The sequence below is a fragment of the Pantoea sp. X-Soil-TKNS-1207 genome, from assembly GCF_059730485.1.
In genome coordinates this window covers 3,440,125-3,452,388 of sequence record NZ_AP035958.1, presented here as the reverse complement: position 1 = coordinate 3,452,388, position 12,264 = coordinate 3,440,125, and the positions used below count along the sequence as shown (strand labels likewise).

Annotated in this window: 5 protein-coding genes; all 5 read left to right on the top strand. The window is 59.0% G+C overall.

The window, feature by feature from the left end; translation table 11 throughout:
* Positions 1 to 6 precede the first annotated feature (6 nt).
* The 5 genes from AC6I8V_RS16085 to AC6I8V_RS16065 all read left to right on the top strand — a co-directional run bounded on the left by AC6I8V_RS16085 (position 7) and on the right by AC6I8V_RS16065 (position 12,264).
* Positions 7 to 3,141 carry an efflux RND transporter permease subunit gene (locus AC6I8V_RS16085; RefSeq protein ID WP_497843226.1) on the top strand — a complete coding sequence of 1,045 codons (3,135 nt, stop codon included), beginning with the start codon at positions 7 to 9 and terminating at the stop codon, positions 3,139 to 3,141.
* Complete coding sequence (locus tag AC6I8V_RS16080) at positions 3,131 to 4,537, top strand: efflux transporter outer membrane subunit (protein ID WP_497843225.1); 1,407 nt, start codon at positions 3,131 to 3,133, stop codon at positions 4,535 to 4,537. Before AC6I8V_RS16085 ends, AC6I8V_RS16080 begins: the two co-directional genes overlap by 11 nt.
* Positions 4,538 to 4,679: 142 nt before the next feature.
* On the top strand, positions 4,680 to 5,942 hold the full coding sequence (locus AC6I8V_RS16075; RefSeq protein ID WP_497843224.1) for an MdtA/MuxA family multidrug efflux RND transporter periplasmic adaptor subunit: 1,263 nt from the start codon (positions 4,680 to 4,682) through the stop codon (positions 5,940 to 5,942).
* Positions 5,939 to 9,166: an efflux RND transporter permease subunit gene (locus AC6I8V_RS16070; RefSeq protein WP_497843223.1), complete on the top strand. Its 3,228-nt coding sequence runs from the start codon at positions 5,939 to 5,941 to the stop codon at positions 9,164 to 9,166. The genes AC6I8V_RS16075 and AC6I8V_RS16070 overlap by 4 nt, the downstream gene beginning before the upstream one ends.
* Positions 9,163 to 12,264: an efflux RND transporter permease subunit gene (locus tag AC6I8V_RS16065; RefSeq protein WP_497843222.1), complete on the top strand. Its 3,102-nt coding sequence runs from the start codon at positions 9,163 to 9,165 to the stop codon at positions 12,262 to 12,264. Before AC6I8V_RS16070 ends, AC6I8V_RS16065 begins: the two co-directional genes overlap by 4 nt.

Genomic DNA, 12,264 nt, shown 5'->3' with positions numbered 1-12,264 from the left:
GGCGTAATGTCTAAGTTTTTTATTGAACGCCCGATATTTGCGTGGGTGATCGCGATTATCGTGATGCTGGTGGGGGCGATTGCTACGCTCAAACTGCCGGTAAACCAATATCCCGACATCTCGCCACCGGCAGTCTCCATCTCAGTAACCTATCCGGGCGCCAGTGCGGAAACCACCCAGAACACCGTGGTGCAGGTGATTGAGCAGCAACTTAACGGCCTCGACGGTCTGCGCTACCTGGAATCCAGCAGCGCCTCCGACGGTAGCGCCCAGATCATCGCCACCTTTAACCAGGGGATTAACCCGGACATTGCACAGGTACAGGTGCAGGACCGTGTTTCTCTGGCGGAGTCGCAGTTACCGACCGACGTGACGCAGCAAGGTATTCGCATCCGCAAATACCAGAAAAACTTCATGATGGTGGTCGGCCTGATCTCGAAAGACGGCAAGCTGACCAACGGCGACCTGGCGGATATGCTGGTGTCCAAGCTGGAAGACCCGATCTCTCGTACTCCGGGCGTCGGCGACTTTATGGTGCTGGGTTCTGAATATGCGATGCGTATCTGGCTCGATCCGGCCAAGTTGTATAAATACAACCTGATGCCGAGCGATGTCAGTACCGCCATCGATAACCAGAACGTGCAGGTTTCCTCCGGTTCTCTCGGCGGTCTGCCGACCATTCAGGGCGCGAAAACGCAGGCAACCGTCCTCGGTAAAACCCGTTTCACCACCGTGAAACAGTTCGAGAATGTGCTGCTGAAAGTGAACAGCGATGGTTCGCAGGTGCGCCTGAAAGATGTGGCTTCGGTCGCTCTGGGTCCGCAAACCTACGGCATCGACGCCACCCTGAACGGCAAACCGGCGGCCGGTATCGCGCTGCGTCTGGCGACCGGTGCGAATGAGCTGAATACCGCGAAAGCGGTGCGTCAGACCATCGCCGATTTGAAAGAATCGCTGCCGGATAACGTTGAAGTCACCTATCCCTACGACACCTCACCGGTGGTCAGCGCTTCTATCGAAGAAGTGGTGAAAACGCTGATTGAAGCGGTGGTGCTGGTGTTCTTCGTGATGCTGATCTTCCTGCAAAACCTGCGCGCGACCATGATCACCACCCTGGTGGTTCCCGTGGTTCTGCTGGGCACCTTTGGTATCCTCGCGGCCTTTGGTTACAGCATCAACACCCTGACAATGTTCGGGATGGTGCTGGCGATAGGGCTATTGGTGGATGATGCCATCGTGGTGGTGGAGAACGTCGAGCGTGTGATGCACGAAGAACGGCTCGATCCCAAAACCGCCACCATTAAATCGATGCAGCAAATCCAGGGCGCGTTGTTTGGTATCGCGCTGGTTCTGTCGGCGGTACTGCTGCCGATGGCGTTCTTCGCCGGTTCGACCGGGGTTATCTACCGTCAGTTCTCCATCACCATTGTTTCGGCGATGGCGCTGTCGGTGATTATGGCGCTGGTCTTCACTCCGGCACTCTGCGCCACCCTGCTGAAAGCCAGTTCGGCGGAGCACAAAACCACGGGCTTTGCCGGTTGGTTTAACCGCAAGTTCGACAGCGGCGCGATGCACTACACCCGCGGTGTCAGCAAAGTGATCTCCCGTCGTGGCCTGTTTATGGTGGTGTATCTGGTGATCGTTGGTGTCACCGGCTTCCTGTTTACCCGGGTGCCGACCACCTTCCTGCCGAGCGAAGACCAGGGCCTGATGATGGTACAGATGACCCTGCCGGTGAATGCCTCGTCGCAGCGCACTCAGCAGGTGATCAACGATCTCAATGCCTATTTGCAGAAAAACGAAGCGTCAGTGGTGACCACCACCTTTGGCGTGGCGGGCTTTAACTTCGCCGGTCGTGGGCAGAGTAACGCCATGGCGTTCGTCCGTCTGAAAGATTGGGGCGAGCGTACCCATAGCGGTCAGAGCGTGCAGGATTTGGCGAACCGCATAATGGCGCACTTCGCCAATTACAAGAACGCCAAAATCTTCGCCATGGTGCCGCCAGCGGTGATGGAGCTGGGTAACGCCACCGGTTTCGACCTCTACTTACAGGATACCGGCGGCCATACCCATCAGCAGATGATGGATGCCACCCACCAGTTGATTGATCTGGCGAACAAAGACCCGCGTCTGGCGCAGGTACGCATGAACGGCCTGGAAGATGAGCCGCAGTATCAGCTGGAGATTAATGACGAGAAAGCCAGCGCCCTCGGCCTGAGCATGACCGACATCAACAACACCCTGTCCGTTGCCTGGGGTTCCAGCTACATCGACCAGTTTATGTATAACGGCCGTGTAAAAGAGGTGTACCTGATGGGTAAAGCGGATTCCCGCGTGACCCCGTCTGACCTCAACAAATGGTACTTCCGTAACTCATCCGGCACCATGGTTCCGTTCTCGGCCTTTGCCTCCGGTAAATGGGTCTACGGTTCGCCGCACTTCGAGCGTTTTAACGGACTGACGTCGGAAGAGGTGCTCGGTTCACCTGCGCCGGGTAAAAGTACCGGTGAGGCGATGCAGGCGATAGAGCAGCTGGCGAAGAAGTTGCCACAAGGCTTCCGCGTGCAGTGGTACGGCATCTCCTATGAAGAACAGGCTTCCGGCAACCAGACCACGCAGCTGTATGCCATCTCGATTCTGGTGGTGTTCCTGTGTCTGGCGGCGTTGTATGAAAGCTGGTCGATTCCATTCTCGGTGATCCTCGTGGTTCCGCTTGGGGTACTGGGTACCATCAGTGCGGTGCTGCTGCGCGGATTGCAGAACGATGTGTTCTTCCAGGTCGGGCTATTAACCACCGTCGGGCTGGCGGCGAAGAACGCCATCCTGATTGTTGAATTTGCCAAGGAGCTGCACGAGCGCGAAGGCAAGAGCCTGGTGGAAGCGGCGGTGGAGGCAGCGCGACTGCGTATCCGCCCCATCATCATGACCTCAATGGCCTTTATCCTCGGCGTGCTGCCGCTCACCATCTCCAACGGTGCGGGTGCCGGTAGTCAGCACTCCATCGGTACGGCGGTGGCCGGCGGGATGATTACCGCGACTTTCCTCGCCATCTTCTTTGTGCCGATGTTCTACGTGGTGGTGTCGCAGTTCTTTGCTCGCAAGAAAAAAGCATCCGCAGAGGGGGTGCAGCATGATGACTAAAACCTTCAACTGGGCGCTGCTGCCGCTGGCGGCGGCCCTTGGCCTGACCGGATGTACCATGGAGCCGCACTATCAGCGTCCGACGATGCCGGTGGATGCACGTTACGATCAGCCCACCCCGGTGGGCAACGTGGCGGATCTGCCGTGGCAGAACTTCTTTACCGACGCCAATATGCGCAACCTGATCACGCTGTCACTCGAGAATAACCGCGACCTGCGCGTCGCGGCCCTCGATGTCGAGCAGGCGCGAAATGATGTGACGGTACAGCGTGCCGCGCTGATGCCGTCGATTGATGCCACCGCCAGCCAGACGTCAGCCCATGAACCGGGAAATCTGTACAACACCCAGAGCACCGGGCCGGTGACTTACCATGAGCTGAACGCCGGTCTGGGTGTTACTTCATGGGAGCTGGATTTCTTTGGCCGTCTGCGCAGCCTGCGTGATGAGGCGCAGGAAACCTATCTGTCGACGGAAGCCACCGAGCGCGCGACGCGTATCTCGCTGATTTCTGAAGTGGCGACCGCCTGGCTGACCTTGTGTTCAGATAACGACCTGCTGCACCTTGCGCAGAACACCGCCCAGAGCCAGCAGGATTCGTACCGCCTGACCAAAATGAGCTATGACGGCGGGGTGAGCAGCGAGCAGGATCTGGCCGAAGCGGAAAGTACGGTACGTGCCGCCGAAGCGGATGTGGCCAGCTATACCCGTCAGGTGCGTCAGGATGTGGATGCGCTGCGCCTGCTGGTCGGCACCGATTTACCGGTGTCGCTGCTGTCACATGCCACCCTCAACGCGAACTGGGAATTCCCGGCGACGCCTGCGGGCCTGCCGTCGGATCTGCTGACGCGTCGTCCGGACATTATGGCGGCTGAGCACACGCTGAAAGCGGCGAACGCCAATATTGGTGCCGCACGCGCCGCCTTCTTCCCAAGCATTACGCTGACGGCGTCGGGCGGCTCCACCAGTAGCTCCCTCGGCAACCTGCTGAGTGGCGGCACCGGTGCCTGGTCGTTTGTGCCTTCGATTAACCTGCCCATTTTTGACGGCGGTAAAAACGAAGCCAACCTCAACATCGCGCATATCGAGAAACGCATTGAGGTCGCCAATTATGAAAAAGCCATCCAGACCGGGTTTAAAGAGGTGAATGATGCGCTGGCCGGTCAGGATACCTGGCAGGATCAAATGACGGCCCTGCAAAAAGAGGTAGGTGCTAATCAACGCGACTACGACTATTCTGAATTGCGGTTTAAACAGGGCGTTGATAATTATCTCAATGTGTTAGTTGCCCAACGTTCGCTTTACACCGCGCAGCAGTCCCTGATCAGCGCGCATCTGGGCCAGTTAAGCCAGAAAATTACGCTGTATAAGGCGCTTGGCGGAGGCTGGAAATCCTGATTTTCTTAACGAAACCCTTACGGTTTGCGCATGGAAAAAGCCACGGACTTCAGCAGATAATACGCGCAGTAATGATTTACCTTTGAAATAATCCCCTGTTCTTCAGGGGATTTTCCTTTTCTCTGATGACTTGAAGAATTCGATGATAACCAAAGCTCCCCGCTCCGCTTTCTCTCGCTGGCTGAAATGGCTACTCCTGTTAGTTGTGCTGTTAATCGTTGCTGGCGTGATCTGGCGTGTGGTCGGGGGCCATGGTGCACCAGGTGGAATGCCGCCAGGCGGCGCGCATGGTGAGCATGGCGGGCGCGGTGGTCAGCGCGGCGCGGGCGGTGGTCGTCCGGGCATGGCAATGATGATGGGCGGCGCGACCCTGGTGCACAGCGGCGTCGCCAGTACCGCCGATGTGCCGGTGTATCTTAATGCGCTTGGCACGGTGATCCCGAATGCCAGCGTTACCGTCACCAGCCGTGTGGCGGGCCAGCTGGACAAGGTCTACTTCACCGAAGGGCAGAAAGTCACTGCCGGCCAGCTGCTGGCGCAGATCGATCCACGCACCTATCAGGCCACGCTGGCGCAATATCAGGGCGATCTTGCGCAAAACCAGGCATTGCTGAAAAGTGCACAACTGACGTTGACGCGTTACCAGAAACTGTATGCTCAGGATTCACTGGCACGCCAGGATCTCGACACGCAAACCGCCACCGTCGGCCAGTATCGCGGCGCGGTAGCGGCGGATGAAGCGCAGATCGCCACCGCCAAACTGGATATCGAATACGCCCGTATCACTTCCCCAGTCAGCGGCCGCGTCGGTCTGCGTCTGGTCGATCCTGGCAATATGATCCAGACCACCGATACCACCGGTATTGTGGTGGTGACGCAGATGCAACCGGCAGCGGTAACCTTCAGCGTGCCGCAGAGCAACATCCCGCAGCTGACCAAAGCGCTGCATAACGGCCAGAGCCTGCCCGCCACCGCGTTGGATCAGGACAACACGACGGTGCTGGCGCAGGGCGATGTGAAATTTATCAGCAACCAGATCGACACCAGCACCGGCACCATCGAACTGAAAGCCAGCTTCCCCAACGAGGATGAATCGCTGTTTGCTAACCAGTTCGTCAACCTGCGTCTGCAAACCGACACGCTGAAAAACGCGACGGTGATCCCCTCGCAGGCGTTGCAGCTGAGCAGCGACGGCAGCTTTGTTTTCCTGATCAACAAAGACAACACCGTGACGCGTAAAGCGGTGAGCGCCGGTCCGGCGTTTGGCGAGGACCAGCAGGCGATCCTGAAAGGGGTTGAACCGGGCGATCGCCTGGTAACGGAAGGCATCGATCGCCTGACCGACGGCAGTAAAGTGGCGCTGGCCGATGAGAGCAAACCGACTGCGACCACCGAGGCCAAATGAACCCGTCACGCCTGTTTATCCAGCGGCCGGTCGCTACCATCCTGTTGATGGTGGGCGTGCTGATCGCCGGGATCTTCGCTTATAAATTCCTCTCCACCTCGGCGCTGCCGGAGGTGGATTACCCGACCATCCAGGTCACCACGCTCTATCCTGGCGCCAGCCCGGACGTGATGGCATCGTCAGTCACCTCTCCGCTGGAGCGGCAGCTTGGGCAGATGGCGGGCCTCAGCCAGATGACCTCCACCAGCTCCGGCGGCTCCTCAATCATTACCCTGAAGTTCAGCCTCGATCTGTCGCTGGACGTGGCCGAGCAGGAAGTGCAGGCGGCGATCAACGCCGCCAACAACCTGCTGCCGAGCGATCTGCCTAATCCGCCAACCTACAAAAAGGTCAACCCGGCGGATAGCGCGGTGATCACCCTGGCGGCCAGCTCCGATAACCTGCCGCTGACCGAAGTGCAGGATCTGGTGAATACCCGCGTGGCGCTGAAGCTGTCGCAGATCTCCGGTGTCGGTATGGTGACGCTGGCAGGGGGACATCAACCGGCCATCCGCGTCCAGATGGACCCGAAGGCGCTGGCGGCGCATAACCTGACGCTGGAAGACGTTAATACCCTTATCAGCAACAGCAACGTCAATGGTTCCAAAGGGGGCTTCGACGGTAAATTCCACTCGGTCACCATCGATTCCAACGACCAGCTGCGCACCGCCGATGAGTACGGCAACCTGATCCTGACCTACCAGAACGGGGCCGCGCTGCGTCTGAAAGATATCGCCCATATCGAACAGGGACCGGAAAACAGCTTCCAGTCGGCGTGGGCTAATAACAGCCCGGCGATTGTGATTAGCGTGCAGCGCCAGCCGGGCGCCAACGTGATTCAGGTGGTGGACGACATCAAAGCGAAGCTGCCAACCTTGCAGGCCGCGTTGCCCGATGGCGTGAAGATGAGCATTCTCTCGGACCGCACGCAAACCATCCGCGCCTCCATCAGCGATGTTCAGTTTGAACTGATGCTGTCGGTGGCGCTGGTGGTAATGGTGACCTTCCTGTTTCTGCGCAACGTGGCGGCGACGCTGATCCCCAGCGTGGCGGTGCCGCTGTCGCTGATTGGTACCTTTGGCGTGATGTATCTGGCGGATTTCAGCCTTAACAATCTGTCGCTGATGGCGCTGACCATCGCCACCGGCTTCGTTATCGATGATGCGATTGTGGTGGTGGAGAATATCTCGCGGCGGCTGGAAGAGGGCGAGACGCCGATGCAGGCGGCGCTGAAAGGCTCGCAGCAGATTGGCTTCACCATCATCTCGCTGACCTTCTCGCTGATTGCGGTGCTGATCCCGCTGCTGTTTATGGGTGATGTGGTGGGGCGCTTGTTCCGTGAGTTCGCCATCACCCTCGCGGTGTCGATTCTGGTGTCGATGCTGGTGTCGCTGACGCTGACTCCGATGCTATGCGCCTATCTGTTGCAGCATATTCCGCCGGAAAAACAGTCGCGCTTTTCACGGAAGGGTGGCGAGTTCTTTGACAAGCTGATCCGCGGCTACGATCGCATGCTGACCGTCGTGCTGAACCACCAGAAGCTGACGCTGCTGGTGGCGCTGGCGACCTTCGTGCTCACGGCGCTGCTGTATATCATGATCCCGAAAGGTTTCTTCCCGACCCAGGATACCGGGCTGATTCAGGGGGTGACGGTCGCTTCGCAGGATGTCTCTTTTGCCGAGATGGCGAAACGTCAGCAGGCGCTGGCGAAGGTGATCCTGCAAAACCCATCGGTGGACAGTTTGTCCTCCACCATCGGCATCGACGGCACCAACACCAGCCTGAACAGCGGACGTATCCAGATCAACCTCAAGTCGTTTGATGAACGCGACGATAAAGCCGGTGTGGTGATTAAGCAGCTGCAACAGGCGGCCAGCCAGGTGGCGGGGATTCAGCTCTACCTGCAACCGGCGCAGGATCTGACGGTGAACGATCAGGTCACGCCGAGCCAGTATCAGTTCACCCTCGACGATGCCGACAGTGAAAACCTGGTGAAATGGACGCCGCAGATGGTGGCCGCCTTGCAGAAACGCCCGGAATTTAATGGCGTGGTAAGCAATTTGCAGGATCAGGGGCGCGTAGCGTACGTCGAGCTGAATCGCGACAAAGCGGCGCGCTACGGCATTACCGCCTCGGACGTCGATACCGCGCTGTACAACAGCTTCGGTCAGCGTCTGGTCTCCACCATCTTTACCCAGGCAAACCAGTATCGCGTGGTGCTGGAAGTGGCGCCGACTTACCAGCAATCGCCAGCGTCGTTCGATGATGTCTATCTGCAACCGTCAACCAGCAGCACCAGCGACGATAACAGCAGCACCTCGTCCAGCAGCAGTTCCGGCACCAGCAGCACCAGCTCATCGGGCAGCAGTTCCTCGACATCGTCCAGTACTACCACCTCCACCAGCACCACCGGGATGGTGAAGCTGACCTCGATTGCCACCATTCACCAGCGCACCGGTTCACTGATGCATATGCGTCTGAACCAGTTCCCGGCGGTAATGGTGTCGTTCAACCTCAACAGCGGGTATTCGCTGGAGGATGGGCAGAAGGCGATTGCCGAGGTGACGCAGCAGCTGAATCTGCCGTCGAGTATTACCCTGCGCTATCAGGGCGAGACCTCGGCGTTCCAGAGCGCCACCGGCAACACCCTGTGGCTGATTCTGGCGGCGCTGGTCACCATGTATGTGGTGCTGGGCATTCTGTACGAAAGTTTTATCCATCCGGTGACGATTCTCTCCACGCTGCCCTCGGCGGCGGTAGGCGCGTTGCTGACGCTGCTGCTGGCGGGCACTGAGTTCAGCCTGATCGCGCTGATTGGCGTGATCCTGTTGATCGGCATCGTGAAGAAGAACGCGATTATGATGATCGACTTCGCGCTGGAAGCGGAGAACAAGCAGCATATGAGTCCGCGTGATGCGATTCACCAGGCCTGTCTGCTGCGTTTCCGCCCGATTCTGATGACCACCATGGCGGCGCTGCTGGGGGCGCTGCCGCTGATGCTGGCTTCCGGCTCTGGCGCGGAACTGCGTCAGCCGCTGGGGCTGGTGATTGTCGGCGGCCTGATCTTCAGCCAGGTGCTGACGCTGTTCTCCACCCCGGTGATCTATCTGTGGTTTGATGGCTGGGCGCAACGCGGTAAACGTTTCGTGCAGCGCAGACAGCAGCAGGCACGGGGCCAGCAATGAATATGACGCGGCTGTTTATCTTCCGCCCGGTCACCACCCTGTTGCTGACGCTGGCGATTATGCTGCTCGGCACCCTCGGCTACCGGCTGTTGCCGGTGGCTCCGCTGCCGCAGGTGGATTTCCCCACCATCATGGTCAGCGCCAGCCTCGCGGGGGCCAGCCCGGAAACCATGGCGGCGACGGTTGCCACGCCGCTGGAGCGTTCGCTCGGTCAGATCGCCGGGATCACCGAGATGACGTCGAGCAGCTCGCAGGGTTCCAGCACCATCATTTTGCAGTTTGAACTTGATCGCGATATCAACGGCGCGGCGCGCGATGTGCAGGCGGCGATTAACGCCGCCCGCAGCCTGCTGCCGAGTTCGATGGAATCGTTACCGACCTACCGCAAAGCCAACCCGTCCGATGCGCCGATTGTGATGCTGGCGCTGGTTTCCGCTACCCGCACGCCGGGTGAATTGTACGACCTGGCGGAAAGCAAAATCGAACAGGCGATGGGGCAGGTGAAAGGGGTGGGTGAAGTGTCGCTGATGGGCAGCGCGCTGCCAGCGGTACGTATCGACCTGCAACCGCAAAAGCTGACCCAGTACGGCATTGCGCTGGATACGGTGCGCACCGCCGTAGCCAACAGCACCACCAATCTGCCGAAGGGGATGTTGCAGGGCAGCAGCCAGTCGTGGGTGGTGGACAGCAACGGCCAGCTGGATAAAGCGGCGCAGTATCGCGACCTGATCGTCAGCTACAGCAACGGCAAAGCGGTGCGGTTGCACGATGTCGCCACCGTATATGACTCCATCGAAGATAAGTATCAGGCCGGTTTCCTCAATGCCACGCCTTCGGTGATGATTGGTATCACCCGCCAGGCGGGCGCCAACATGCTCGACACCATTGACGCGGTCAAAGCGCAGCTGCCGGAGCTGGAGAAAAACCTGCCTGCCGATACCCAGCTGAAGGTGGTGGTGGACCGTTCACCGACGGTGCGTGAATCGCTGTATGACACCGAAGAGACGCTGCTGATTGCCACTATGCTGGTGATTGCGGTGGTGTTTATCTTCCTGCGCAATGTGCAGGCGGTGGTGATCCCGGCGCTGGCGCTGCCGGTGTCGCTGATTGGCACCTGTGCGGTGATGTATCTGCTCGGCTACAGCCTGGATAACCTGTCGCTGATGGCGCTGATTATCGCCACTGGCTTTGTGGTCGATGATGCGATTGTGGTGCTGGAAAACATTACGCGCCATATCGAAGAGGGCCTCAGTCCCTTACGTGCCGCCCTGCGCGGCGCACAGGAAGTGAGTTTTACCGTGCTGTCGATGACCATGTCGCTGGTGGCGGTGTTTATCCCTATCCTGCTGATGGGCAGCATTGTCGGGCGTCTGTTCCGCGAATTTGCCGTCACGCTGACCATCTCGCTGCTGATTTCGATGTTTGTCTCGCTCAGCCTGACGCCGATGCTCTGCGCGCGCCTGCTGAAGCCAAAACCGAAAGTCACCAAACGCCCGCATCCGCTGTATCAGTTTATTGAGAACCAGCTCAACGCGCTGCTGGCGGCTTACGCACGAGGTCTGGCGTGGGTGATGGCGCACCAGAAAATCACCATGCTAAGCCTGCTGCTTACCGTGTTGCTGAACCTGTTCCTTTACTCGGTGGTGCAGAAGGGCTTCTTCCCCAACCAGGACACCGGCCTGCTGATGGGCGCGCTGCGCGCCGATCAGAACATCTCCTTCCAGGCGATGAAGCCGAAGATGTTGCAGTTCACCAAAATCATCCAGTCCGATCCGGCGGTGGAAACCGTGATGTCATCGATGGGCAGCGGCATGTTTGGCGCGCGTAACTCCGCCAACTTCTTTGTGCGTCTGAAGGATTTTGATCAGCGCAGCGCCACCGCCACCGAAGTGGCTAACCGTCTGAGCATGAAAACCAGCCATATCGCGGGGGGACAGATGTTCCTGATGGCGGCGCAGGATCTGCGTATTGGCGGACGCAGCGCCAACGCTACCTATCAATACAGTTTGCAGGCCGACGATCTTGACGTGCTGCGCATCTGGACGCCGAAAGTACAGGCCGCGCTGGCGGCGATCCCGCAGCTCAACAGCGTCGATTCCGACTCACAAACCGGCGGCCAGGAAGTGGTGATCAACATCGATCGCGATCGGGCGAAGATGCTGGGCGTCAACGTGCAGATGATCGACACCATGCTGAACAACGCCTTCAGCCAGCGCCAGATCGCCACGCTCTACCACACGCTGAATCAGTATCACGTAGTGATGTCGTTGCAGGATAGCTACACCCGCGACCCGGCGATCCTGAAAGAGTTGTTTGTCGTCAATGACAGCGGCGATCGCGTACCGCTCTCCGCATTTGCCACCTTTAAGGGCGGCAACGCGCCGTTGTCGGTGGCGCATCAGGGCCAGTCGGCCACCAGCACCATCGCCTTTAACCTGAATGATGGCGTGTCGCTGGAGCAGGCGCAGGCGCTGATCAAACAGGCGATGGCGAAGCTCGGGCTGCCGTCCAATATTCAGGCCGGTTTTGCCGGTACCGCTGCCGCCTTTACCCAGCTGACCGCCACCATGCCGTGGCTGATTCTGGCGGCGCTGGCGGCGGTGTATATCGTGCTGGGCGTGCTGTATGAAAGCTATATCCACCCGCTGACCATTCTTTCCACGCTGCCATCGGCGGGCGTCGGCGCGTTGCTGCTGCTGCTGCTGACCAATACCCAGCTAACGGTGATCGCGCTGATCGGCATTATCCTGTTGATTGGTATCGTGAAAAAGAACGCCATTATGATGATCGACTTTGCCATCCACGCTGAACGCAACCAGGGGATGTCGCCGCAGCAGGCGATCACTCAGGCCTGTCTGATGCGCTTCCGTCCGATCATGATGACCACGCTGGCCGCCTTCTTCGGCGCACTGCCGCTGGCGCTGGGCAGCGGCGGCGATGCCGATTTGCGCAGCCCGCTTGGGCTGGCGATTGCCGGTGGCCTGGCGCTGAGCCAGCTACTCACTTTATTTACCACGCCGGTTGTTTATCTCTGGCTCGATCGTCTGAGCCGCGCCACCAAACGTCAGTGGCGGCGGTTGCGTCATGCGGAATCCTGA